The organism is Actinoplanes sp. NPDC051343, assembly GCF_044455125.1.
Lineage (GTDB): Bacteria > Actinomycetota > Actinomycetes > Mycobacteriales > Micromonosporaceae > Actinoplanes.
Genome location: NZ_JBITEL010000001.1, coordinates 1,135,963 through 1,159,436, shown reverse-complemented (window position 1 = coordinate 1,159,436; position 23,474 = coordinate 1,135,963). Strand labels below are relative to the sequence as shown.

General features: G+C 68.9%; 21 protein-coding genes. 14 read left to right on the top strand and 7 right to left on the bottom strand.

What is annotated here, in order from left to right:
• Nucleotides 1–9: 9 nt before the first annotated feature.
• The 5 genes from ACIA5C_RS05175 (at nucleotide 10) to ACIA5C_RS05155 (ending at nucleotide 6,796) form a co-directional block, all read left to right on the top strand.
• Nucleotides 10–1,014: an amino acid ABC transporter permease gene (locus tag ACIA5C_RS05175; protein ID WP_396051412.1), complete on the top strand. Its 1,005-nt coding sequence runs from the start codon at nucleotides 10–12 to the stop codon at nucleotides 1,012–1,014.
• Nucleotides 1,011–1,775 carry an amino acid ABC transporter ATP-binding protein gene (locus tag ACIA5C_RS05170; protein ID WP_396051410.1) on the top strand — a complete coding sequence of 255 codons (765 nt, stop codon included), beginning with the start codon at nucleotides 1,011–1,013 and terminating at the stop codon, nucleotides 1,773–1,775. Before ACIA5C_RS05175 ends, ACIA5C_RS05170 begins: the two co-directional genes overlap by 4 nt.
• Nucleotides 1,776–1,991: 216 nt before the next feature.
• The gene (locus ACIA5C_RS05165; protein ID WP_396051408.1) at nucleotides 1,992–3,458 is read left to right on the top strand and encodes a GGDEF domain-containing protein; all 1,467 of its coding nucleotides are present in this window, start codon (nucleotides 1,992–1,994) and stop codon (nucleotides 3,456–3,458) included.
• An 89-nt stretch (nucleotides 3,459–3,547) separates the two neighbouring features.
• The gene (gene polA, locus ACIA5C_RS05160) at nucleotides 3,548–6,241 is read left to right on the top strand and encodes a DNA polymerase I (protein ID WP_396051406.1); all 2,694 of its coding nucleotides are present in this window, start codon (nucleotides 3,548–3,550) and stop codon (nucleotides 6,239–6,241) included.
• A gap of 195 nt (nucleotides 6,242–6,436) precedes the next feature.
• Entirely contained in the window at nucleotides 6,437–6,796 is a 360-nt protein-coding gene (locus ACIA5C_RS05155) for an ArsR/SmtB family transcription factor (protein ID WP_396051403.1), read from the top strand.
• A 55-nt stretch (nucleotides 6,797–6,851) separates the two neighbouring features.
• Here ACIA5C_RS05155 and ACIA5C_RS05150 read toward each other — a convergent pair whose 3' ends face one another.
• The 3 genes from ACIA5C_RS05150 to ACIA5C_RS05140 are packed head-to-tail and all read right to left on the bottom strand — an operon-like array spanning nucleotide 6,852 to nucleotide 8,250.
• On the bottom strand, nucleotides 6,852–7,178 hold the full coding sequence (locus ACIA5C_RS05150) for a DUF3140 domain-containing protein (protein WP_396051401.1): 327 nt from the start codon (nucleotides 7,176–7,178) through the stop codon (nucleotides 6,852–6,854).
• The gene (locus ACIA5C_RS05145) at nucleotides 7,171–7,377 is read right to left on the bottom strand and encodes a DUF2945 domain-containing protein (RefSeq protein ID WP_396051399.1); all 207 of its coding nucleotides are present in this window, start codon (nucleotides 7,375–7,377) and stop codon (nucleotides 7,171–7,173) included. Before ACIA5C_RS05145 ends, ACIA5C_RS05150 begins: the two co-directional genes overlap by 8 nt.
• Before the next feature lie 48 nt (nucleotides 7,378–7,425).
• Complete coding sequence (locus ACIA5C_RS05140; RefSeq protein ID WP_396051396.1) at nucleotides 7,426–8,250, bottom strand: class I SAM-dependent methyltransferase; 825 nt, start codon at nucleotides 8,248–8,250, stop codon at nucleotides 7,426–7,428.
• 178 nt (nucleotides 8,251–8,428) lie between these two features.
• Here ACIA5C_RS05140 and ACIA5C_RS05135 point away from each other — a divergent pair, with 178 nt between their 5' ends.
• From ACIA5C_RS05135 to ACIA5C_RS05115, 5 genes are all read left to right on the top strand, one after another.
• Nucleotides 8,429–8,575 (top strand): hypothetical protein, encoded by a 147-nt coding sequence (locus ACIA5C_RS05135; RefSeq protein WP_396051394.1) that lies wholly within the window; start codon nucleotides 8,429–8,431, stop codon nucleotides 8,573–8,575.
• On the top strand, nucleotides 8,572–10,089 hold the full coding sequence (gene rpsA, locus ACIA5C_RS05130; RefSeq protein WP_396051392.1) for a 30S ribosomal protein S1: 1,518 nt from the start codon (nucleotides 8,572–8,574) through the stop codon (nucleotides 10,087–10,089). The genes ACIA5C_RS05135 and rpsA overlap by 4 nt, the downstream gene beginning before the upstream one ends.
• 849 nt (nucleotides 10,090–10,938) lie before the next feature.
• On the top strand, nucleotides 10,939–12,135 hold the full coding sequence (gene coaE / locus ACIA5C_RS05125) for a dephospho-CoA kinase (RefSeq protein ID WP_396051390.1): 1,197 nt from the start codon (nucleotides 10,939–10,941) through the stop codon (nucleotides 12,133–12,135).
• A 368-nt stretch (nucleotides 12,136–12,503) separates the two neighbouring features.
• Nucleotides 12,504–14,624, top strand: coding sequence for an excinuclease ABC subunit UvrB (gene uvrB / locus ACIA5C_RS05120; RefSeq protein WP_396051387.1), 2,121 nt, complete (start codon nucleotides 12,504–12,506; stop codon nucleotides 14,622–14,624).
• 50 nt (nucleotides 14,625–14,674) lie between these two features.
• A complete protein-coding gene (locus ACIA5C_RS05115) occupies nucleotides 14,675–15,616 on the top strand; it encodes a GNAT family N-acetyltransferase (protein ID WP_396051385.1) in 942 nt (313 codons plus the stop codon).
• On the opposite strand, the gene ACIA5C_RS05110 is transcribed toward ACIA5C_RS05115, so the two are convergent.
• Nucleotides 15,576–16,295, bottom strand: a complete 720-nt coding sequence (locus ACIA5C_RS05110; RefSeq protein WP_396051384.1) for a TetR/AcrR family transcriptional regulator — start codon at nucleotides 16,293–16,295, stop codon at nucleotides 15,576–15,578. The two genes, ACIA5C_RS05115 and ACIA5C_RS05110, sit on opposite strands and share 41 nt — an antisense overlap.
• 343 nt (nucleotides 16,296–16,638) lie before the next feature.
• On the opposite strand from ACIA5C_RS05110, the gene ACIA5C_RS05105 reads away from it, so the two are divergent.
• Complete coding sequence (locus tag ACIA5C_RS05105; RefSeq protein ID WP_396051383.1) at nucleotides 16,639–17,625, top strand: TerC family protein; 987 nt, start codon at nucleotides 16,639–16,641, stop codon at nucleotides 17,623–17,625.
• Between the two features lie 73 nt (nucleotides 17,626–17,698).
• On the opposite strand, the gene typA is transcribed toward ACIA5C_RS05105, so the two are convergent.
• Nucleotides 17,699–19,567: a translational GTPase TypA gene (gene typA, locus ACIA5C_RS05100; protein ID WP_396051382.1), complete on the bottom strand. Its 1,869-nt coding sequence runs from the start codon at nucleotides 19,565–19,567 to the stop codon at nucleotides 17,699–17,701.
• Nucleotides 19,568–19,730: 163 nt separating this feature from the next.
• On the opposite strand from typA, the gene ACIA5C_RS05095 reads away from it, so the two are divergent.
• Nucleotides 19,731–20,543: a transglycosylase SLT domain-containing protein gene (locus ACIA5C_RS05095; protein ID WP_396051380.1), complete on the top strand. Its 813-nt coding sequence runs from the start codon at nucleotides 19,731–19,733 to the stop codon at nucleotides 20,541–20,543.
• Nucleotides 20,544–20,726: 183 nt separating this feature from the next.
• Nucleotides 20,727–21,152 (top strand): uL11 family ribosomal protein, encoded by a 426-nt coding sequence (locus tag ACIA5C_RS05090; protein WP_396051378.1) that lies wholly within the window; start codon nucleotides 20,727–20,729, stop codon nucleotides 21,150–21,152.
• A 256-nt stretch (nucleotides 21,153–21,408) separates the two neighbouring features.
• On the opposite strand, the gene ACIA5C_RS05085 is transcribed toward ACIA5C_RS05090, so the two are convergent.
• The gene (locus tag ACIA5C_RS05085) at nucleotides 21,409–22,032 is read right to left on the bottom strand and encodes an ATP-dependent Clp protease proteolytic subunit (RefSeq protein ID WP_396051376.1); all 624 of its coding nucleotides are present in this window, start codon (nucleotides 22,030–22,032) and stop codon (nucleotides 21,409–21,411) included.
• Between the two features lie 100 nt (nucleotides 22,033–22,132).
• Between ACIA5C_RS05085 and ACIA5C_RS05080 the strand changes: the two genes are divergently transcribed.
• A complete protein-coding gene (locus ACIA5C_RS05080) occupies nucleotides 22,133–22,735 on the top strand; it encodes a cysteine hydrolase (protein WP_396051374.1) in 603 nt (200 codons plus the stop codon).
• Here the strand turns inward: ACIA5C_RS05080 and ACIA5C_RS05075 are convergent, their stop codons facing one another.
• The gene (locus ACIA5C_RS05075; RefSeq protein ID WP_396051373.1) at nucleotides 22,736–23,440 is read right to left on the bottom strand and encodes a transglycosylase SLT domain-containing protein; all 705 of its coding nucleotides are present in this window, start codon (nucleotides 23,438–23,440) and stop codon (nucleotides 22,736–22,738) included.
• Nucleotides 23,441–23,474 lie beyond the last annotated feature (34 nt).

Below are 23,474 nucleotides of genomic sequence, written 5' to 3'. Positions count from 1 at the left end.
GCCACCGGCATGACGGAGCAGACACAAACCGGACGGGCACGGCCTGAAGCGATCAAGGCCGTGCCCGTGCGGCACCCCGGCCGCTGGCTCATGCTGGCGGTCCTGGCGGTACTGGCCGCGATGTTCGTGCACCTGCTGGTGACGAACAAGGCCTTCAAGTGGTCTTTCATCTTCTCCTCGTACGCGCCGGGCAAGCGCGGCGTGATGTTCACCGACCCGGTCCTGCAGGGCCTGCGCGGCACCATCCTGCTGACCGTCACGGCGATGGTCATCGGCATCGGGCTCGGCGTGGTCATCGCGATCATGCGGCTCTCGCCGAACAAGGTGCTGTCGACGGTGGCCTGGCTCTACACCTGGTTCTTCCGGGCCGCGCCGCGCCTCGTGCTCGCCGTGCTCTTCGGCAACCTGAACATCCTGTGGACCCGGATCGGCTTCGGCCTGCCGTTCGACCAGCAGATCGGCAAGCTGTTCGGCATCCACGACCTGAACGCCCAGTTCTACAGCGTCCGGGCGGTCGACCTGCTGGCCGGCTTCACCGCCGGCATGCTGGCGCTCGGGCTGTCCGAGGCCGCGTACATGGCCGAGATCATCCGCGCCGGCATCCAGTCGATCGACCCCGGCCAGGCCGAGGCGGCGGTGGCCCTGGGCATGTCCCGCGGCCAGGTGCTGCGGCGCATCGTGCTGCCGCAGGCGATGCGGGTGATCGTGCCGCCGACCGGCAACGAGGTCATCGCGATGGTCAAGGACACCTCGCTGGTCGCCTTCGTGCCGGTCACCGGCGAACTGTTCTTCCAGCTCCAGGCGGTCGAGTCGCGGACGTTCGTGGTCCTGCCGGTCCTGGTCGCGGCCCTGCTGTGGTACCTGATCCTGTGCAGCATCCTGATGATCGGACAGTTCTTCGTGGAGCGGCACTTCGGCCGCGGCTACGGTTCGACCGGGCGAGCCCGGCAGCGCCTGCGAGACTTGCAGGTCGAGCAGACCGGGCGGGTCACGCCGGAGGGAGAGGCCACATGAGCGACGAAATGATCCGGGCCGACAACATCCACAAGGCGTACGGGTCGCTCGAGGTGCTCAAGGGTGTCGACCTGGTCGTCAAGCCGGGCGAGGTGTGCTGCGTGCTCGGCCCGTCGGGCTCCGGCAAGTCGACGTTCCTGCGCTGCATCAACCACCTGGAGAAGATCAACGCCGGGCGCATCTTCGTCGACGGCGAGCTGATGGGCTACCAGGAGCGCAAGGGCAAGCTGCACGAGATGGGCGAGAAGGACGTCGCCCGCCAGCGCCGCTCGATCGGCATGGTGTTCCAGCGGTTCAACCTGTTCCCGCACATGACGGTGCTGCAGAACGTCATGGAGGCGCCGTGCCGGGTCAAGGGGGAGAGCAAGGCGGAGGTACGCGACCGGGCCGCGGCGCTGCTCGACCGGGTCGGCCTGGCCGACAAGATCGGCAGCTACCCGAGCCAGCTCTCCGGCGGCCAGCAGCAGCGGGTCGCGATCGCCCGGGCGCTGGCGATGCGGCCCAAGCTGATGCTGTTCGACGAGCCGACCAGCGCGCTCGACCCGGAGCTGGTCGGTGAGGTCCTCGACGTGATGAAGGACCTGGCCCGCGACGGCATGACGATGGTCGTGGTCACCCATGAGATCGGGTTCGCCCGCGAGGTGGGCGATTCGCTGATCTTCATGGACGGCGGCGTGGTGGTCGAGAAGGGCCCGCCGCGCGACGTCATCGCCAATCCGCAGCAGGAACGAACAAAGGCATTCCTCAGCAAGGTGCTGTAAGGCCCTGGGAGGGCCATCGGTGCGAGCAGAGGTGACCAGCCGCAAGCTCGGCCGAAGGCCCGGCCCTGTCCACCTCGGCCCCGGCACCACCCGATCAGTGCTGGACCCGGGCCCGGGTTCGTTCCGCAACCATCCTGCCACCGTCACGCTCCCGAGAATCACCCCCGGTTGCGGTGTGCTCGTCGTTGGTGTCAATCGCGACGAAACGAGGGTGTCATGGGTGGCCGCGGCTGGAAGCTGTACGCCCTGTTGGCCACGCTGGGCATCCTGGGCTACCAGCTCATCCCCGAGTCTCCGTGGTGGAAGGCGACCTGGCAGATCAGCATCGGTTACGGCGCCGTCGCCGCGGTCCTGTTCGGGGTGCGCCGGCTCCGGATCGGCCGGCGGATCCCGTGGTGGTGCTTCGCGTTCGGCCTGTTCGCCAACACCTCCGGGATCGCGGTGGCGATCTACTCGTCCGAGGTGCTGCACGTCGACGAGTCACCCACCCTGGCTGATCCACTGTTCCTGCTGCTCTACCCGGCCTGCGCCGTGGGCTTCGCCCTGCTGACCAGGGCTCGTGAGCCTCGCAGCAACTGGGCAGCGATGGTGGACGCGGGCACGTTCACCACCGGCCTCGGCCTGCTGGCCTGGGTCTACGTGATCGAACCGGCCACCTTCAGCGCCGGGACCCCGCTGCTCGGCCGGCTGGTCCAGATCGCCTATCCGATCGGCGACCTGCTGTTGCTGGCCATGCTTGTCCGGCTGATGCGCTCGGGTGGCACCCGTGGCCCGGCGTTCTGGTGGATCACCGGGTCGGGTATCGCCTTCTTCGGTGGCGACACGACCTGGGTGGTACTCAACAACCTCGGGATCGACATCAACGACGTTCAGGTCGCGAACCGGGGAGTCGACATGATCTTCCTGGTCGCGTACTCCCTGTTCGGCATCGCCGCCCTGCACCCGAGCGCCCGAGACCTCGACCGGACAGCCGTTCAGCCCGCGCCGCGTCTCAGCACCCCGATGCTCACCTCACTGACCGTCGCCTCGCTGATCGCGCCGGCCCTGCTCGGCTTTCAGCTGTACACCGGCACGCCCGTCGACGGCCCGGCCATCGTGCTCGGCTCCACGGTGCTGTTTCTGCTCGTCGTGGTGCGCATGTCACAGCTGGTCCGAGAAGTCGAACGGCAAGCCGACCGGGTTCGCACACTGTCGCGCCAGGACGAACTCACCGGACTGCCGAACCGCCGCGCCTGGAACGACGAGATACCCCGGGCGCTCGAGAACGCCCGCCGCGGCAACATCCCGGTCAGCGTCGCCATGATCGACCTCGACCACTTCAAATTGTTCAACGACAGCTACGGCCATCCCGCCGGCGACCGCCTCCTGACCGATGCCGCGCAGGCTTGGCATGGCGTGCTGCGCCAGGGCGATATCCTCGCCCGGTACGGCGGCGAGGAATTCATCGTGCTGCTGCCGGACGCGACGACGGACGAAGCCCTGCGTATCCTCCGCCGGGCCCTCGACGTCACCCCGCTCGGTCAGAGTTTCTCCGCCGGACTTGCCCGCTGGGACGGGTCGGAGAGCTCCGACGAGCTGATCGTCCGCGCCGACGCCGCGCTGTACCAGGCCAAGACCGCGGGCCGCCGGCGAATCGTCACGGCGGTCGATGAGCTCCCGGAGCCGGCACCCGTCACCGTCTAGATCGCCCCGCAACAGCTGTTTCATTCTTTGGCGGCGCCGCCGCACTGCGATGAAAAAGATGTCGGACCCCGCGACTAGAGTTCACCGACGTGAGCGACGACGCCCAGACCCCCCGTTTGCTGCTGCTCGACGGCCACTCGCTGGCCTACCGAGCCTATTTCGCCCTGCCGGTGGAGAACTTCAGCACCGCGACCGGCCAGGCGACGAACGCGGTGTTCGGCTTCACGTCGATGCTGATCAACATGCTGCGCGACGAGAAGCCGACCCACATCGTGGTCTCGTTCGACCTGTCCCGGGTCTCGTTCCGCACCGCGATCTACGCCGACTACAAGGCCGGCCGTTCCGAGACGCCGCAGCCGTTCCAGGGTCAGGTCAGCCTGATCAAGGAGGTGCTGGAGGCGCTCCGCATCCCGGTCGTGGAGAAGGACAACTACGAAGCCGACGACGTGATCGCCACGCTGGCCACGCAGGGCCGCGCGGCCGGCATGGAAGTGATCATCTCGTCCGGTGACCGCGACGCGTTCCAGCTGTCCGACGAGCACGTCACGATCCTCTACCCGGTGCGCGGCGTCTCCGAGGTCTGGCGGATGACCCCCGAGGCGATCGAGGCGAAATACTTCGTGCCCCCGTCGCGCTACCGCGACAAGGCGGCCCTGGTCGGCGAGGCCAGCGACAACCTGTCCGGGGTGCCCGGCGTCGGCGACAAGACCGCCGCCAAGTGGATCAACGAGTACGGCGGCCTGGACGGCATCATCGCCAACGCCGACAAGGTCAAGGGCAAGGCCGGCGAGAGCCTGCGCGCCCACCTGGCCGAGGTCATGCGCAACTACGAGATGAACAAGCTGGTCTGCGACCTGGAGCTGTCGCTGCGCCCCGAGGACGCGAAGTGGCACGGCTGGGACCGCGAGGCCGTCCACCGGGTCTTCGACGCGCTCGAGTTCCGGGTGCTGCGCGAGCGGCTCTACTCCTATCTCGATGCCGTCGAGCCGGAGGCCGAGGCCGGTTTCGACCTGGCCGGCGAGATCCTCGCCCCGGGCACGGTTGCCGCCTGGCTCACTGCGCACGCCGCCGAGGCTCCGGTCGGGCTCGCGGTCACCGGCCACTTCGGGCGCGGCACCGGCCGGCTCACCGGCATCGCGGTCGCCACCGGCGACGGGCCGGCCGCCTGGTTCGACCCGGAGTCCCTCGACGAGGCCGACGAGCAGGCGGTCGCCGCCTGGATCGCCGACCCTCAGCGGCCCAAGGTCGTCCACGACGCCAAACCGGCACGGCTGGCCATGCGGGCGCATGGCTGGCAGCTCTCGGGCGTACGCGTCGACACCGCCCTCGCGGCCTACCTCGCCAAACCCGACCAGCGCGCCTACGACCTGACCGACCTCGCCCTGCGCTACCTCAAGCGCGAGCTGCGGGTCGAGGAACCGGAGACCGGCCAGCTCACGTTCGACGGGCTCGGCACCGACGAGGGTGCGGCCGAGCAGGGCGTCATGCTGCGCGCCCGGGCCACCCTCGACCTGGCCGACGTGCTCACCGAGGAGCTCTCCCGCGACGACGGCGACTCGCAGAAGCTGCTCATGGAGGTCGAGCAGCCGCTGTCGGAGGTGCTCGGCGAGATGGAGCATCTGGGCATCGCCGCCGACACCGAATACCTCTCCGAGCTCGAGGCCCACTTCGCGGCCGAGGTCAAGGCCGCCCAGCAGGCCGCGCACGAGGTGGTCGGCCGCGAGTTCAACCTCGGCTCGCCCAAGCAGCTGCAGGAGATCCTGTTCAACGAGCGGGGCCTGCCCAAGACGAAGAAGATCAAGTCGGGTTACACCACCGACGCCGACGCGCTGCAGAGCCTCTACCTGCAGACCGAGGACCCGGTACTGGCCCACCTGCTGCGCCACCGCGACGTCGCCAAGCTCAAGTCGACGGTCGACGGGCTGCTCAAGTCGGTCTCCGACGACGGCCGCATCCACACCACGTTCAACCAGACCGTGGCCGCCACGGGGCGCCTTTCCTCCACCGACCCGAATCTGCAGAACATCCCCATCCGTACCGAAGAAGGCCGGCGGATCCGCCGGGCCTTCGTCGTCGGGCCGGGTTTCGACCAGCTGATGACCGCCGACTACAGCCAGATCGAGATGCGCATCATGGCGCATCTGTCCGGCGACGAGGCGCTGATCGCCGCGTTCAACTCGGCGTTCGACTTCCACGCCGCGACCGCGTCCTCGGTCTTCCACGTGCCGGTGGAGGAGGTCGTGCCCGACCAGCGCCGCAAGATCAAGGCGATGAACTACGGCCTGGCCTACGGCCTGAGCGCGTTCGGCCTGTCCAACCAGCTCACGATCGGTGTCGACGAGGCCCGCGGGCTGATGGACGAATACTTCGAGCGTTTCGGCGGGGTCCGCGACTACCTGCAGGCGGTCGTGCGGCGCGCGGTGCAGGACGGCTACACGGCGACCATCCTCGGACGCCGCCGCTACCTGCCCGACCTGTCGAGCGACAACCGCCAGCGCCGCGAGATGGCCGAACGGATGGCGCTCAACGCCCCGATCCAGGGCTCGGCGGCCGACATCATCAAGGTCGCGATGCTGCGGGTCGACAAGGCGCTGAAGGAGTCCGGCCTGCGGTCGCGCATGCTGCTGCAGGTTCACGACGAACTCGTCTTCGACGTGGCCCCGGGCGAGCGCGAGCCGCTCGAGGCTCTGGTCCGGGCCGAGATGGGCGGTGCCCATCCGCTGTCGGTCCCGCTGGAGGTCTCGGTGGGTTCGGGCCGCGACTGGAACGGCGCCGACCACTGACCGAGTCACCCGCTCCCCGGAACGGGCGAAAAGGCCGAACTTTGATCCACTTGTCCGTGTCGGCACGGCGGCGGGGCGTGACCGCCCGGTTCACCAGGCGATATTTTGGGATTTTCCCAGCTTACGTTTAGCCAGCCGGGCTTCAGGACTCAGCAGTTGACATGACAAGCTAGAGGAATGCCGAGCCTCCCCCCGATGGGTGATCCATCAGCGGCCACCAGCGCCGCGTCGGTGGTGCGGGCGCCGATCGACGCCGGCCGTGCCGACAACTTCGCACGGATGTTCAAGGCCGTGGGCGACCCTGTTCGCCTCCGGTTGCTTTCGATGATCGCGTCGGCTCGCGCCGGCGAGGTGTGTGTCAACGATCTGACCGGGGAGTTCGAGCTCAGCGGCCCGACCATCTCGCACCACCTCAAGGTCCTGCGCGAAGCCGGTCTGGTCGACAGTGACCGCCGCGGCACCTGGGTCTACTACCGCCTCATCCCGGCCGCCCTGGCCGTCATGGGCGCCGTCCTCGACGTCAGCACCGTCATTTCCAACGTCACCGGCGGCTGACCGCCCCGTCGTTCCGCCTCGATCGGCCCCCTCCCGCGAGGGGGCCGGAAGCGCATCACTTCTTCAGCGGGTCGTGACCCCAGTTCATCAGCGAGTACCGCCACGGCGTCTCCGCCACGTCGCCGTCCGGCCGCTGCGCCAGATGCCGGTGTACGTACCCGACGACCTTGCGCATGTGCGCCTCGTCGGCCTCGGTCAGGGACGCCTTCTTCTTGCCGAGGATGCCGATGATCCGGTGACCGGAGTCGTGGCCCACCGACTCGGCGCCGGCCGACGACTTCTGCCCGACCTGCTTCGACTCGTCGGTCGCCAGCCACTTCTCGAGCTCGCCCGGGGTCATGTTGACCGCGTCGCGGAACTCGGTCCGGACGTCGTCAGTCACGGTGCAGCGCCCCCGGCTTGTGCACGGCGTCCCGTCCGGTCTTGGCGCTCCTGACCTTGTACTGCGGCTCGTCCGGTGACGCGTCCACGGTCCGGCCGGCCTCCGAGGTCCGCTCGGTGATCTCCTTCTCGACGGTCCCGTGCACGACCTCGCCGTGGCTGCGCCAGGTGACGTCGTCACCGTTCCTGAATTCGCTCATGGCGGCCGGGTACCCGCCCCCGATCAGCGAAAACGATCCGCAAGCGAGCTATCCCCGGACGGCCACGAAGATCGCCGTGCCCGGGAACAGCCGCCCCCGCAGCGGGCTCCACTGACCCCAGATCTCCTCGTGCCCCGGCGGCCACTCCGGCTCCACGAGATCACGCAGCACGAAACCCGCCGCCACCAGCTCGCGGACCCGGTCACCCAGGGTGCGGTGCTGCTCGACGTACGTCGGCACGCCCCGCTCGTCGGTCTCCACGTAGGGGGTGCGGTCGAAGTAGGAGTTGCGGGCGATCAGCCCGGTCTCGTCGGGCTCGTCCCAGAAGATCCACCTCATCGGGTGAGTGATCGAGAACACCCAGGAACCACCCGGCCGGAGGACCCGGGCCACCTCGCGCATCGCCGCGCCCGAGTCGGCCACGAACGGGATCGCGCCGAACGCGGTGCAGACGATGTCGAACGCGCCCGCCCGGAACGGGAGGGCCAGGGCGTCGGCCTGCACGAGGGGTACGCGTACCCCCGAACGTTCGCCCGCCTCGCGGGCATGCCGCAGCATGCCCGCCGAGAGATCCATCGCGACGACGTCGGCGCCCTGCCCGGAGAGCCACCGGGCGCCGGCCGCGGCGCCGGCCCCGAGCTCCAGGACCTGCTTTTTCCGTACGTCGCCCAGCAACCGTGCGTCGGCCTCGCGCAACCCCTCGGGGCACCAGACGAAGTCGACGTCACCCAGGAACCCGCCGTGCTCGGCCTGGTAGTCGTCGGCGTCGAGGTCCCACCAGGCGCGGCTGGCGGACCGGCTCTCGTCGTCGGTGATGGCGCGGCGCAGCACGTGCGTCTCCGCCTCGGCCGCGTGGGAAGGGATTTCGATCACGCGGCAACGGTACGGCAGGGCGTGTCTCCGCCCAGATTCGGCATATTACGGGCACGATGAGGGGTTTCGGCCGAACAATGTGTCCGCCTCCTCCGGAGGGCTTGCAACCTGTGGTAATGCGCACGGTAAGCTAGTCGATGCGCTCGCGGATCGTGTGCCTCGGCAGGGAGCAGGTTCCGTGGTCGTCGGTCTCGGCATGATCTACTCGCCTGATCTGACATTCACCGTCATGATCACAACGGATGTTCGTGCTGCGGCGGTCGGCAGTTCCGCGGCGCGCGAGAGCCACCACTACACCATCCGTTCGGAGCAACAGTCCACATGACGAGCAGCATCGAGGCCACCTCGAGCGCCAACAGGGTCACCATCGACGATCTCGGCTCTGAGGAAGCTTTCCTCGCCGCCATCGACGAGACCATCAAGTACTTCAACGACGGCGACATTGTCGAAGGCACCGTCGTCAAGGTCGATCGGGACGAGGTCCTGCTCGACATCGGCTACAAGACCGAGGGCGTGATCCCCTCGCGTGAGTTGTCGATCAAGCATGACGTGGACCCCGCGGAAGTGGTGTCGGTCGGTGACCACATCGAAGCTCTCGTCCTCACCAAGGAGGACAAAGAAGGCCGTCTGATCCTCTCGAAGAAGCGCGCGCAGTACGAGCGGGCGTGGGGCACGATCGAGAAGATCAAGGAGGACGACGGCGTCGTCCGCGGTTCGGTCATCGAGGTCGTCAAGGGTGGCCTCATCCTCGACATCGGCCTGCGCGGCTTCCTGCCCGCCTCCCTGGTCGAGATGCGCCGCGTGCGCGACCTGCAGCCCTACGTGGGCCGCGAGCTCGAAGCCAAGATCATCGAGCTGGACAAGAACCGCAACAACGTGGTCCTGTCCCGCCGCGCCTGGCTCGAGCAGACGCAGTCCGAGGTGCGCACCGAGTTCCTCAACAAGCTGCAGAAGGGCCAGGTCCGCAAGGGCGTCGTGTCCTCGATCGTCAACTTCGGCGCGTTCGTCGACCTCGGCGGCGTCGACGGTCTGGTGCACGTGTCCGAGCTCTCCTGGAAGCACATCGACCACCCGTCCGAGGTTGTCGAGGTCGGCCAGGAGGTCGAGGTCGAGGTTCTCGACGTCGACCTCGACCGTGAGCGCGTCTCGCTGTCGCTGAAGGCCACCCAGGAAGACCCGTGGCGCCAGTTCGCCCGCACCCACGCGATCAACCAGATCGTGCCGGGCAAGGTCACCAAGCTGGTCCCGTTCGGCGCCTTCGTCCGCGTCGACGACGGCATCGAAGGCCTGGTCCACATCTCCGAGCTGGCCGAGCGCCACGTCGAGCTGCCCGAGCAGGTCGTCCAGGTCGGCTCCGACGTCCTGGTCAAGGTCATCGACATCGACCTGGAGCGCCGCCGCATCAGCCTGTCGCTCAAGCAGGCCAACGAGGGCTTCGTCGAGGGCGAGGAGCACTTCGACCCGACCCTCTACGGCATGGCCGCGACGTACGACACCGAGGGCAACTACATCTACCCCGAAGGCTTCGACCCCGAGACGGGCGAGTGGCTCGAGGGATACGAGAAGCAGCGCGAGACGTGGGAGAAGCAGTACGCTGACGCCCGCGAGCGCTGGGAGGCCCACACCAAGCAGGTCCAGGCGTCCCGCGACGCCGACGCCGAGGCCGCCCTCAACCCGGCTCCGCCCGCGGCCGCCGGTGCCACCTCGTCGTCGTCGTCCTCCTCCTCCTCTTCCAGCTCGCCCGCTCCGGCGCGTGCTGGTGAGGAGCCGGCCGGCACCCTTGCCACCGATGAGGCTCTCGCTGCTCTTCGCGAGAAGCTTGCTGGTGGGAAGAACTAGTTCTGTTTGAAAGACCGCTCCGGGCCTTCTTGGTCCGGGGCGGTCTTTTTCTTGCGCTCGGACGGAATTTGGGCGGGGTGACCAAGAACTAGGTAAAGCATCTAGTTCGTTCTTGGTCACCCCGCCCCAAATTCCTTGCCTGCTCCCGGTCAGTGGATGCGGCCGTCATCGAGGTTCCATGCCGCCGGGTGTGACTCACGCTCGGCTGTCCCGCAGCGCTTCGCGGTGGGCTTACGGTCGGCGCCTGCTCGGGGGAAGTCGCCGAGGGCAGGCCAAGCTGAGCTTGGACTGCCTCTTTAAAGCTTTGCGCGCGGCCGCATCGGTTGCGGTCGCGGGGATTCCTGGCCGCAGGCCAGCCCTGGCCCGGTGTCAAAGGGCGGCGATGCCGGGTCGGGATCATCGTTGCGGACAACCAGGCCAGTAGCCGCAGACCATCACCGTCACCATCACCATCATCGGCGAGCCGCCCGGGCGACCGAACCTTGAACGGCACCTCGGCCGGCGCGAACCACAGGTCGCATTGCGCGAGCTCGCCCGGCAGATCCTCGCCTCGCCTCGCCTCGCCTCGCCGTGCCGCGCCGCGCCGCCCCGCGCTGGGTCGTGCCGGGCCGTGCCGTGCCGGGCCGTGCCGGGCCGTGCCGGGTCGGGTCGGGTCGGGTCTGGGTTGGGCCGAGGCGGGCGGCAAGGGCAGCGGCGGCAACTTTCGCGCGTCGCCGACACTCGGGTTTGGGGTGGTCGCCTCATGGCCGGTGGGAGGCGAACGCCCGGCCCCGCACCCCGCCCACGTCGCGGGGAGATCTCCGAGTGGTGGCCAGGGTTCGGGGCGGGGGCTCGGGAGATACTGACCGAGTGCTAAAGGTAGGGCTGACCGGGGGCATAGGCGCCGGCAAAAGCGAAGTAGCCAAACGACTGGCCCACAACGGCGCGATCATCATCGACGCTGACCGGCTGGCCCGCGAGGTCGTGGAGAAGGGTACCGACGGCCTGGCCGAGATCGTCGGCGCCTTCGGTGACAAGATTCTCGGCCCGGACGGGGCGCTCGACCGGCCGGCTCTGGGGGCTGAGGTCTTCGGTGACGACGATGCCCGCCGGCGCCTCGAGAGGATCATTCACCCGCGGGTCCGGGCCCGGACAGCCGAACTGACCCGCGCCGCCCCACCCGACGCAATCGTCGTCAACGACGTTCCGCTGCTGGTCGAGACCGGGCTGGCCAGTTCGTACCATCTCGTCCTGGTGGTTGACGCCGAGCAGGAACGGCGGATCGCCAGGCTTGTCGAGACGCGGGGGATGAGCGAGGCTCAGGCGGCGGCGCGGATCGCCGCGCAGGCCACCGACGGGCAGCGCCGGGCCGCGGCCGACGTGCTGATCGACAACAACGGGGACCTCGTGGGGCTTCACCGACGGGTCGACGCGCTGGTGCGGGAGCGGCTGCGGCCGTTCGAGGAGCATCATCGGCTGCGCACGACGGCGCCGATCGGCTCGGAGGTGACTGTGCGCGACCCCGACCCGGCGTGGCCGGCGGAGGCAGCGCGGCTGATCGGGCGGATCCGGCACGCGCTGGGTCCGGCGGTGGGGAACGCCCAGGTCACGCACATCGGATCGACTGCGGTTCCGGGGCTGCCGGCCAAGGACGTCATCGATCTGATGCTCGCCGTGCGCACCCTCGACGAGGCCGATGACCTGGCCGGGCGGCTGGCCGACGCCGGGTTCCCGCGCCGGGCCGGGGAGTGGTCCGACAACGCGCACGGCCGGCCCGGCGAGACCTGGCCGAAACGGCTGCACGGCAACGCCGACCCGGGCCGGCCGGCCAAGCTGCACGTTCGGGTGGCCGGGTCGCCGGGGTGGCGGTTCGCCCTGCTCATGCGCGATCACCTGCGGGCGGTCCCGGCGGCCCGCGACGACTATGCGACGGCCAAGGCGGGCTGGTCACGGCAAAATCAGAACTTCTTCCCGTACGGCGAAGCCAAACAACCCTGGTTCGAGGCGGAGGCACTGGCCGCCGACGAATGGGCCGCAGCCACCGGGTGGCAGCCGCCGGACGAGTGAGCAGCCCGGGGCGGCGCGGGTGTGGTTGTCGCGCGGCTCACCCGCGTACGGGAAAAGGTTTTGAAAGAGAGGTGGCGCTCGCGGCGGCCGGTCGGCGCAATGCGCGCGACCTCCCTGGGTGCGCCCAGCGGGCTAGTGCCGGGGCGCATCGACCATGGGCCGGAATGTCGGACGTGTGGTTATCCGCTGCATCCCGGGCGACCGCCGCGAGCGGCCTACCCGCCACAGCCTAGGTGTGTCGCACGACGCAGTACATGGCCGCCGCGGGGGCTGAATGTGCACCCTCAGCACGGTGCCGGCTTTGCTGTTCGCCGAGGGCGTCCGGCGACTGCGGGAACTTGTCGTACCCCCGACGTACGGTGGTTGCCATGGCGCTCGACATCCCTGTCCTCGACGGCCGTTTCGAGGTCATCAGTGAGTTTCAGCCCGCCGGTGACCAGCCGGCGGCCATCGCTGAGCTGGAGCGACGGGTCCGGCGCGGCGACCGCAACACGGTTCTGCTCGGCGCGACCGGCACCGGCAAGAGTGCCACGACCGCGTGGCTGATCGAGAAGCTGCAGCGGCCGGCGCTCGTGATGGCTCCCAACAAGACGCTCTGCGCGCAGCTCGCCAAGGAGTTGCGCGAGCTGATGCCCAACAACGCGGTCGAATACTTCGTCAGCTACTACGACTATTACCAGCCCGAGGCCTACATCGCGCAGACCGACACCTACATCGAGAAGGACTCGTCGGTCAACGAGGAGGTCGAGCGGCTGCGGCACTCGGCGACGATGTCGCTGCTCACCCGGCGCGACGTGATCGTCGTCGCCACCGTGAGCGCCATCTACGGCCTGGGCACCCCGCAGGAATACGTCGACCGCGCCGCGAAGATCAAGGTCGGCGCCGAGGTCGACCGCGACAAGCTGCTGCGCCGGCTGGTCGACATCCAATACTCGCGCAACGACATGGCGTTCCAGCGGGGCACGTTCCGGGTCCGGGGCGACACGCTCGAGATCATCCCGGCTTACGAGGAGCTGGCGATCCGCATCGAGCTCTTCGGTGACGAGGTCGAGAGGCTCTACTATCTGCACCCGCTGACCGGTGACGTGGTCCGCGAGGTCGACGAGCTGATCATCTTCCCGGCGACCCACTACGTGGCCGGTCCGGAGCGCATGGAACGGGCGATCCGCGGCATCGAGGCCGAGCTCGAGGAGCGGCTGGCCGAGTTCGAGCGGCAGGGCAAGCTGCTCGAGGCTCAGCGGCTGCGCATGCGCACCACCTACGACATCGAGATGATGCGGCAGGTCGGCTTCTGCAACGGCATCGAGAACTACTCGATGCACATGGACGGCCGGTCGCCGGGCGATCCGTCGTTCACGCTGCTCGACTACTTCCCCGACGACTACCTCACCGTCATCGACGAGTCGCACGTGACGATCCCGCAGATCGGCGGGATGTATGAGGGGGATGCCTCCCGCAAGCGCATCCTGATCGAGCACGGGTTCCGGCTGCCCAGCGCGGCCGACAACCGCCCGCTGCGGTTCGACGAGTTCCTCGAGCGGGTCGGCCAGTCGGTCTATCTGTCCGCGACCCCGGGGCCGTGGGAGATGCAGCAGGCCCAGGGGGAGTACGTCGAGCAGGTGATCCGGCCGACCGGCCTGGTCGACCCCCAGGTCGTGGTCAAGCCGACCAAGGGCCAGATCGACGACCTGATGCACGAGATCCGGCTGCGCACCGAGCGCAACGAGCGGGTCCTGGTCACCACGCTGACCAAGAAGATGGCCGAGGACCTGACCGACTACCTTCTGGAGAACGGCATCCGCGTGCGCTACCTGCACTCCGAGGTGGACACGCTGCGCCGGGTCGAGCTGCTGAAGGAGCTCCGCAAGGGCGACTACGACGTCCTGGTCGGCATCAACCTGCTGCGCGAGGGCCTCGACCTGCCTGAGGTGTCGCTGGTCGCGATCCTCGACGCCGACAAGGAGGGCTTCCTCCGCAGCGGCCGCTCGCTGATCCAGACGATCGGCCGCGCCGCGCGAAACGTGTCCGGCGAGGTCCATATGTACGCCGACAAGATGACCCCGTCGATGCGCGACGCGATCGACGAGACCGACCGCCGCCGGGCCAAGCAGATCGCCCACAACGAGGCGAACGGCATCACGCCGCAGGCCCTCCGCAAAAAGATCCACGACATCCTCGACGACATCTACCGCGAGGCCGAGGACACCGACGCCACGGTCAGTGGTCCGATGGTCGGCGGCGGCGGCCGTCAGATGTCCCGTGGTAAGGCCCCGGTCCCCGAGACCCGGTCCCGTGGCCGCGGCGCCACGACACCCGCGGCGACCGCCGGCATGGCGCGGGCCGAACTGGCCCAGCTCATCCAGGACCTCAACGAGCAGATGCTGGCCGCCGCCCGCGAACTTCAGTTCGAGCTGGCCGCCCGCATCCGCGACGAGATGAGCGAGCTGAAGAAGGAACTGCGCGGCATGGACATGACCGGCGTCAAATAGCGCCACTTCGCCAGTCCCGGTCCATCGGTCCGGTTCGATAGCCTCGGTCGATGACCTCGACCGAGGCGTCGACCCCCGAGCCGCAGGCGAGCCGTGGTCCGGCTGCGGCCGGCCGCGAGGTGCCGTGGGCCGAGGTGGCCGGGGATGTGCCGGAGGAGCTGGTGCGGCTCGCTCGGCGGTGCCTGGTCGCCGACGGCGGGTTGCCGCTGGCCGCCGAACCCGGGTTCCTGCGGCGGCGGTGGGCTGCGGCCGGGGCGGTCCGTTTCGGCCTGCGCGGTTCCTCGGGCGAGCTGATGGCGGCCGGCGTGGTGTGCCCGGGAGCCGGACCCGGTCCGATCATCACCGGGCTGGTCGATCCGGCGGCGCGCGGCCGCGGCGTCGGCGGCCGGCTGCTCGACCACGGCCTGACCATGGCCGGTTCGCTCGGCGGGGGCGCCGCCACCGTCGAGACGGAGTCGCTGACCGATCGGGCGGCGGCCCTCTTCGGCTCGCGCGGGTTGCGGCCGATCTTCGCCGAGTACGTGCTCTGCATCGACCTGACCTGGTTCGACGGCCTCCCGTGCTGGCCGCCCGGCGTCGCCGTCAGCACGTGGACGACCGGCCGGGCCGGCCGATTCTTCGACGTCTACGCGGCCGCGTTCCGGAGCCGTCCCGGCTATCCGGCCCCGACCGCCGCCGAGTGGATCGCCGACAACGAGACCGACGACGACTTCCGTCCCGGCTGGTCGCTGCTGGCCCACCTGCCCGGCGTCGGCGACGCCGGCTTCGTGACCGCCGCGGCCGGCTGGATAGTGCAGGTGGGCGTCGTCCCGGCCGCCCGCCGCCGCGGTCTGGCCCGGGCCCTGGTCACCGAGGCCCTGCGCCGCATGGCCGCGGCCGGCGAGCCCGAGGCCTGGCTCAACGTCAACGTCGACAACCCGGGCGCCGCCCGCCTCTACCAGGAGGTCGGCTTCACCCTGCGGGGCCGTCGAGCCCGCTACCGGGCGGCGTGACGGGCAGGGGGGTGGTGGCCATGCCGGCGAGAAGGATGCCGAAGTACCAGCGGAGCCTCTGCTCCCCGGTCCCGGAGAAGAGGTCGTCGCGCGCGCGGGCGATGTTCGGGTGGTCGGCCGGCTGCGCCTCGCGAACCGCGGCCTGCAGGTGCTGTTCCTCGCCGGCCGCCTCGGCCGATTCGCGGCGTGTCCCCTGCTCGGCCGCGGTGGCCGTAGCCAGCTGAAGAAGCGGGTCCACCCCCCACGCCGCGGCGCGCGCCGGCACCCCGCCGGCCACCAGCAGGCCCAGCACACGGTCGATCAGGCGCAGGTAGTGCGGCCCGGACGGAAGCAGCGCGAGCAGCGACCGGGCCAGGCTCGGATAGGTCCACAGCATGCGGGTGTAATCGCTGAGCACCCCGATCACCGCGTCCTGCCAACCGGCCGCGGCGATCGGCGGCAGCGGAAGGTCCCGCAGCAGCTCGTCCAGCAGCGCCCCGTGCAGCTCGGCCATGTTGTCGACGTACACGTAGAGCGATGCCGCCCCGGTGTCGAGCTCGGCGGCGAGCCGCCGCATGGTGAGCCGCTCGAGCCCTTCCTCCCGCATGACCCGCATGCCGGCGGCAACGACCGCCGCCCGGCTGAGCGGCGCTTTGGCCGGCCGGTCCCGGCGGCTGACCGGCACCCGACGCGGACTCATGAACAGGATCGTAGCGAACGCGTTCGCCGGCCCGGGAAGCCACCGCGATCAACGAGATGGGCGATTCTCCAGGGAGACCGCCCCCACGTTTCCCGGGGTTGCCCTAACAGAACGGCCGACCATGAGACAGAATGGCTACTCGTAGGAGGGGAGTATTCCCCCGCGCCGGGATCGTCAACACGGAAGGCCCACCCGAGGGCCGACCCGGGCCCGGCGGTCGTCCCACGTGATGGGGGCGGCGGAAGAGACCTCCGACAGCCGCACGTCGCTGTGCACGCCAGTAAGCCCGGGAACAGGCCCAACGGCGGACACAGCGCCGAATCGTGTCTGCCGGAGGTTCATTGTGAACGTCTCAGCCTGGGCGTGGATCGCCACCCTGGTCGCCCTGGTTGCCGTGCTCGCGGTCGATCTGCTGATCGTCGGACGGCGTCCGCACGAGCCGACGATGCGCGAGTCGAGCCTCTGGGTGGCCTTCTATGTCGCTCTGGCGCTGCTGTTCGGGCTCGGCGTCTGGTTCGTGAGCGGGGGCCGCGCGGCCGGCGAGTTCTACACCGGCTGGCTGACCGAATACTCGCTTAGCGTCGACAACCTGTTCGTCTTCGTGATCATCATGGCCCGGTTCGCCGTGCCGCGGCAGTTCCAGCAGAAGGTGCTGCTGATCGGCATCGTGCTGGCCCTGCTGATGCGGGGCGCGTTCATCGCTGCCGGTGCCGCCCTGATCTCGCAGTTCTCCTGGGTGTTCTACCTGTTCGGCGCGTTCCTGGTCTACACCGCCGTCACGCTGGTCAAGGAGAACGGCGGCGACGAGGAGTTCCAGGAGAACGTCCTGATCCGCTGGGCGAAGCGGGTCCTGCCGGTGTCCGGCAGCTTCGGCGACGGGCGGCTGACGGTGCTCAGCCGGGGGCGGCGCATGGTCACCCCGATGCTCATCGTCATGATCGCGCTCGGGACGACCGATCTGCTGTTCGCGCTCGACTCGATCCCGGCGATCTTCGGCATCACCAAGGAGCCGTACCTGGTCTTCACGGCCAACGTCTTCGCGCTGATGGGGCTGCGTCAGCTGTTCTTCCTGCTCGGCAACCTGCTCGAGCGCCTGGTCTACCTCAACCTCGGTCTGGCCGCCGTGCTCGCGTTCATCGGGGTCAAGCTGTTCCTCGAGGCGCTGCACACCAACACGCTGCCGTTCCTCAACGGCGGCCACGGCGTGCACTGGGCGCCCGAGATCCCGATCTGGCTCTCGCTGGTCGTCATCGTCGGCTGCCTCGGCGTCGCCACCGTCGCCAGCCTGGCCCGCGAGCGCCGGCGCGAGTTGGCCGCTCACCACAGCTGAACGACAAGACCCCCGCTCACCTCACGGTGGGCGGGGGCTTGCGGTTTGCGGGCGTACGCGCTGAGCAGGAGCTCTACTGCGCGTGCTTGCGCCGTGCCGCCTGCCGTCCACGGGTCTGCTGGTCGAGGATCACCTTGCGGATGCGCACGGCCGCCGGGGTCACCTCGACGCACTCGTCCTCGCGGCAGAACTCGAGGGCCTGCTCGAGCGACAGCTTGCGCGGCGGGATCAGCTTCTCGGTCTCGTCGGAGGTCGACTGACGCATGTTCGTCAGCTTCTTCTCCTTGGTGATGTTGACATCCATGTCGTCCTGGCGGGAGTTCTCGCCGACGATCATGCCTTCGTACACCTCGGTGGTCGGCTCGACGAACAGCTGGCCGCGCTCCTGCAGGTTGGTCATCGCGAACGCGGTCACCACGCCCGCCCGGTCGGCGACCAGCGAGCCGTTGCTGCGGGTGCGTAGCTCGCCGAACCACGGCTCGTAGGTCTCGAACAGGTGGTGCATGATGCCGGTGCCGCGGGTCTCGGTCAGGAACTCGGTGCGGAAGCCGATCAGCGCGCGCGCCGGGACCAGCCACTCCATCCGCAGCCAGCCGGTGCCGTGGTTGATCAGCTCCTCCATCCGGCCCTTGCGGGTGGACAGCAGCGTGGTGATGGCGCCCATGAACTCGTCGGGCGCGTCGATGGTCAGCCGCTCGACCGGCTCGTGGATCTTGCCGTCGATGATCCTGGTGACCACCTGGGGCTTACCGACGGTCAGCTCGTACGACTCGCGGCGCATCTGCTCGACCAGGATGGCCAGCGCCAGCTCGCCGCGGCCCTGCACCTCCCAGGCGTCGGGGCGCTCGGTCGGCAGGACCCGGAGCGAGACGTTACCGACCATCTCCCGGTCGAGCCGGTCCTTGACCATGCGGGCGGTCACCTTGCCGCCCTTGACCTTGCCGACCATCGGCGACGTGTTGGTGCCCAGGACCATCGAGATGGCCGGCTCGTCGACGCTGATCAGCGGCAGCGGGATCGGGTTCTCCGCGTCGGCCAGGGTTTCACCGATCATGATGTCGGCGATGCCGGCGACGGCCATGATGTCGCCCGGCCCGGCGCTCTCGGCCGGCTTACGTTCCAGGCCCTCGGTGATCAGCAGCTCCGAGATGCGGACGCTGGTGATCGTGCCGTCGGTCTTGCACCAGGCCACGGTCTGACCCTTGCGGATCGTGCCCTCGTGCACCCGGCACAGCGCGAGGCGGCCGAGGAAGTTGGACGCGTCGAGGTTGACCACGTGGGCCTGCAGCGGCGCACCCTCGTGGTAGGTCGGTGCCGGGATGGTCTCGAGGATCGTGTTGAACAGCACCTCGAGGTCGGTCGCGTCCTCCGGGACGGTGCCGTCCTTGGGCATGGTCAGCGAGGCGATGCCGTCGCGGGCGCACGCGTAGACGATCGGGAACTCGATCTGGTGCTCGTCGGCGTCGAGGTCGAGGAAGAGCTCGTAGGTCTCGTCGACGACCTCCTTGATGCGGGCGTCGGGCCGGTCCACCTTGTTGATGATCAGGATGATCGGCAGCTTCGCGGCGAGCGCCTTGCGGAGCACGAAGCGGGTCTGTGGCAGCGGCCCCTCGCTGGCGTCGACCAGCAGTGCGACGCCGTCGACCATGGTGAGGCCGCGCTCGACCTCACCACCGAAGTCGGCGTGGCCCGGGGTGTCGATGATGTTGATGGTGACGGGCTTCGAGTCGCCGGCGGGCTGGTAGCTGATCGCCGTGTTCTTGGCGAGAATGGTGATGCCCTTTTCCCGCTCCAGGTCCATGGAGTCCATGGCGCGGTCGGCCATCTCACCGCGCGCGTGGGACTGGCTCCCCTGGCGCAGCATGGCGTCGACCAAGGTTGTCTTGCCATGGTCCACGTGGGCGATGATGGCGACGTTGCGTAGGTCGGTGCGGGTCTGCATACCTCTATTGTCCCCGGCGACGGTTGCGATTGCCGTTCCGGGGTTGAATCGATGGGACCGGTTCCGTCACACGTGCTCTTTGTCCGTTTCGCCGGGCAGCGCGGCGCGACGACCGACTGTTACCGTTCGCCATCGGTTCGGCTCGGGGTAGGAAAGGTCGTCGATGGGGAAGATCCGGCACCTGATTGTGGCGACCACGGCGCTGCTGGTCCTCGGTGGTTGCGGTGTGTTCGGCGGTCGTCACGAGCCGGTCAACGACGCCGCCCCGATGGCCGACCAGGCCTCGGTGCCGTCGGCCGACCCGACCACCGACGAGCCGGCGCCCGACCCGACGACCCAGGCACCCGAGCCGACGACCAAACCGACGCCGAAAAAGACCAAAGCGACCAAGAAGCCGTCGAGCACCACCCCGACCGAGCAGCCGTTCTGGGAGCAACTGCCGTCCTGCGCCCACAAGGACAAGACCAAGCCGGTCTCGATGAGCAAGGTCAAGGCGGCGCTCAAGGCCGCGTCCGGCCGCATCTACTGGACTCATGAGGCGCCCCAGCTCAAGCTCAACTACACGCTGGTCAAGGGCGTGTCATACATGGAGAGCGGCTGGCAGAGCAACATCCACAACTGCGACGGCGGCGCCGGCATCATGCAGGTGATGCCCGACACGGTGGCCTTCATCAACCAGCGCTTCGGCCTCGACTACGACGCCTCCGACTACAAGCAGAACGCGCTGGCCGGCGCCAACTACCTGGCCTACCTGACGCGTCACGCCGGCGACCTCTACTTCGGCGGCAAGTACGACCTGAGCCCCAGCAGGTGCAAGACGACCACGTCGTGGTGCCTGCTCAACGTGGTGATCTCCGGTTACAACGCCGGGCAGGGCTCGATCGAGGAGGACGGCGCGACCAAGAGCGTGCCCAACCCGCAGTACGTGTCGACCGTCCGGGCACTGATGACCCGGTGCAAGTGCGACCAGTACTGAGCGCCGAGTTATGCTGGTAGGCGGTACCCGAGAATCCACTGCCGTTTGATCAAGCCAGGCGTTTTGACCCTGTCCGGACCGCGGTAGTAAGGTCTCGGGGTTCTCGTGTGTAACTGTCGTGTGTTGATGATGCTGGCGAGCTGCGCATTCAGCCCGCAGCGCGCCTAAGAGGAGCCCTACGCAATGCCGCCCAAGAAAAAGACCCATGAGGTAACCCTCGCGCTTGAGGCGGGTAACGCCGCGATGGTCGACCTCGGCAAGATGCTTGGTCCGACCGGGGCCAACATGCGTGCCGTGAAGGTGGAGTACGACGAGGCCACCGCCAAGAACCGGGGCGAGATCATCCCGGTCATCGTCTCCGTCTACGAGGACCGCAGCCACACGCTGGCCTACAAGACGCCGCCGACCAGCTTCCTGATCCGCAAGTCGCTGGGCATCCAGTCGGGCGCTTCCAACCCGCTGACCCAGACCGTTGGCACGCTGAGCCGGACTCAGATCAAGGAGATCGCGGAGCGCAAGCTGCCCGACCTCAACGCCAACGACCTCGACTCTGCGATCCAGGTCGTCGCCGGCACCGCCCGCTCCATGGGCGTCAAGGTCGCCGACTGACGCACAGACGTCAAACGCGGGTGACTTCGGCGACGGCGTGACGATCGCCGGCTGAGGCACCTCACCGCGTACGAACAACGGCCCCGGGGAGACCCGGGGCCGTTTTCGTTCTCGTTCTCGCCGGGCCGTGGCCCGTCCTTCGCCGCTCTGCCGATCCCCCCACCGCGCCGCCGTCGATCGGGCCGCGCGGCCGTGCGGCCGGCGGCTTCCGCTATGGCCGATGGCCGCGCCGGCCGATTGTCGGCGCAGCCGGCGGCTAATCCTCCTTGCCGACTACCTCGTTGATCAGGCCGTAGGCGAGTGCCTCCTGGGCGCTCAGGTTGCGCCCGGCCGAGAGGTCGTCCTCGATCTTGCTGCGGGGCTGTCCGGTGACCGTGACCAGCCGCAGGATGACCTCTTCCAGTTCGCGCAGGTGCTGGCCGGCCGCCGCCGCGACCTCGTCGGCGGTGCCGTTGACGCCGGCCGCGCGGGGTTCGGTGAGCCGGAACCGGGCGTGCCGGTAGGCCGACCGCTTCTCGGCCGCCGCCAGCACCGCGATCACCGCGCCGCCCGCCTCGGACGTCACCACCGCGTGCACCGGGGCCACCATCGCGTCGATCACGTCGATGACCGCCAGTGCGGCCGCCAGGTCGCCGCCCGAACTGGCCACGTGCAGCTGGATCGGGGACGGGCCGGCCGCGTCGAGCGTGAGCAGTGCGGCCGCCACACCGGTCGACGTCTCGCCGGTCAGAGCGCCGCGGATCATGACGATCCGCTGGTCGAAGAGGCGTTCCTCGAGCCATCCGGGCAGACCGGGGCCGGCGCCGGGCAGGTTGGCCGGCTGCCACGGGCCGCCAGGGGAAGGCTGGCCCCACCGGTAGGGGTCGTGACGCGCATGCATCCCGCCAGCGTATCGACGAGGAGAAGGTATCGACCTTTTCTTCCGCTGACGGCAGAGTGGGGGAGTGAAGCAGTGACGCTCGCCACAGGAGGTTGCAGCCATGCAGCTCGACCCGTCCCGGACCGCCGTCGTCCTCATCGAATACCAGAACGAGTTCACCTCCGACGGCGGCGTCCTCCACGACGCGGTCGCACCGGTGATGGAGAAGACCGGCATGCTGCCGAAGACGGTGACGTTCGTCGAGGCGGCCCGGGCCGCCGGCTGCACGATCATGCACGCGCCGATCATGTTCGCGCCCGGCTTCGGCGAGTTGTCCCGGCACCCGTACGGCATCCTCAAGGGCGTCGTCGACGGCAACGCGTTCGTCAAGGGCACGTGGGGCGCGGCGATCGTCGACGACCTGACCCCGGCCGACGGCGACATCCTGATCGAGGGCAAGCGGGGGCTCGACACGTTCGCCAGCACCAACCTCGACTTCATCCTGCGCAGCAAGGGCATCGACACCGTGATCCTGGGCGGGTTCCTGACCAACTGCTGCGTGGAGTCCACGATGCGCAGCGCGTACGAGAACGGCTACCGGGTGATCACGCTGACCGACTGCATGGCGGCCACGTCACCCGAGCAGCACGACAACGCGATCGCCTACGACTTCCCGATGTTTTCCCTGCCGATGGAGTCGGCCGAGGTCAGGGCCGCCCTCTGATCAGTAGTTGCCCGAGTTCTGCCAGTGCGACCACGCCCCGCACGGGGAGTCGTAGCGGCCCTTCATGTACCCGATGCCCCACTTGATCTGGGTGGCCGGGTTGGTCTTCCAGTCCGAGGCGACCGAGCTCATCTTGCTGCCCGGAAGCGCCTGGGGGATGCCGTACGCCCCGCTGCTCTTGTTTTCGGCATGGGCGTTCCAGCCGCTTTCCTTGGTGAAGATGTGGTCGAGGCACGGGAACTGGTCGATGCCGAAGCCGGCTTCGAGCATCAGCGCGCAGCCGGTCGCCCGGTTGCCGACGAACTCCTTGCACGAGCCGGGGATCGGGCCGTTGTAGGCAACGGTGCCCTTGTCGGCGTTGGCGTTCGCCTTGGCGGCCTTCTCCGCCTTCTCGGCCTTCTTCTTGTCGGCCACGGCCTGCCGCAGCGACGACGCCTTGCCGGCCGCGTCCTTCGCCTCGGTTGCCGCCTTGGACGCGGCGTCGCTCTCGGCCTCGCGCTGCTGGGCCCGGGCCGCCGCGTGCTCGTTCTGCCGGGCCTTGAGGAACTGCAGGTCGGCGGCGTCGGCGTCCATGGCGAGCTGCTCCTGGGCACCCTGCTGTTGCTGGTCGCGGTGCTGTCCGAGATGGACACCGCCGGCGATGCCGCCGGCCAGCAGGGCGACCGCGAGGGTGCGTACACCGACTCGGCTCCAGAGCCGATCCACGAGGCGTCCCTTCCGCCGGGGGCAGATGCGGGTA

Coding starts and splice junctions, on each gene's coding strand:
- ACIA5C_RS05175 (WP_396051412.1), top strand. CDS start 10: ATGACGGAGCAGACACAAACCGGACGGGCACGGCCTGAAGCGATCAAG.
- ACIA5C_RS05170 (WP_396051410.1), top strand. CDS start 1,011: ATGAGCGACGAAATGATCCGGGCCGACAACATCCACAAGGCGTACGGG.
- ACIA5C_RS05165 (WP_396051408.1), top strand. CDS start 1,992: ATGGGTGGCCGCGGCTGGAAGCTGTACGCCCTGTTGGCCACGCTGGGC.
- ACIA5C_RS05155 (WP_396051403.1), top strand. CDS start 6,437: ATGGGTGATCCATCAGCGGCCACCAGCGCCGCGTCGGTGGTGCGGGCG.
- ACIA5C_RS05145 (WP_396051399.1), bottom strand. CDS start 7,377: ATGAGCGAATTCAGGAACGGTGACGACGTCACCTGGCGCAGCCACGGC.
- rpsA (WP_396051392.1), top strand. CDS start 8,572: ATGACGAGCAGCATCGAGGCCACCTCGAGCGCCAACAGGGTCACCATC.
- uvrB (WP_396051387.1), top strand. CDS start 12,504: ATGGCGCTCGACATCCCTGTCCTCGACGGCCGTTTCGAGGTCATCAGT.
- ACIA5C_RS05115 (WP_396051385.1), top strand. CDS start 14,675: ATGACCTCGACCGAGGCGTCGACCCCCGAGCCGCAGGCGAGCCGTGGT.
- ACIA5C_RS05110 (WP_396051384.1), bottom strand. CDS start 16,295: ATGAGTCCGCGTCGGGTGCCGGTCAGCCGCCGGGACCGGCCGGCCAAA.
- typA (WP_396051382.1), bottom strand. CDS start 19,567: ATGCAGACCCGCACCGACCTACGCAACGTCGCCATCATCGCCCACGTG.
- ACIA5C_RS05095 (WP_396051380.1), top strand. CDS start 19,731: ATGGGGAAGATCCGGCACCTGATTGTGGCGACCACGGCGCTGCTGGTC.
- ACIA5C_RS05090 (WP_396051378.1), top strand. CDS start 20,727: ATGCCGCCCAAGAAAAAGACCCATGAGGTAACCCTCGCGCTTGAGGCG.
- ACIA5C_RS05085 (WP_396051376.1), bottom strand. CDS start 22,032: ATGCATGCGCGTCACGACCCCTACCGGTGGGGCCAGCCTTCCCCTGGC.
- ACIA5C_RS05080 (WP_396051374.1), top strand. CDS start 22,133: ATGCAGCTCGACCCGTCCCGGACCGCCGTCGTCCTCATCGAATACCAG.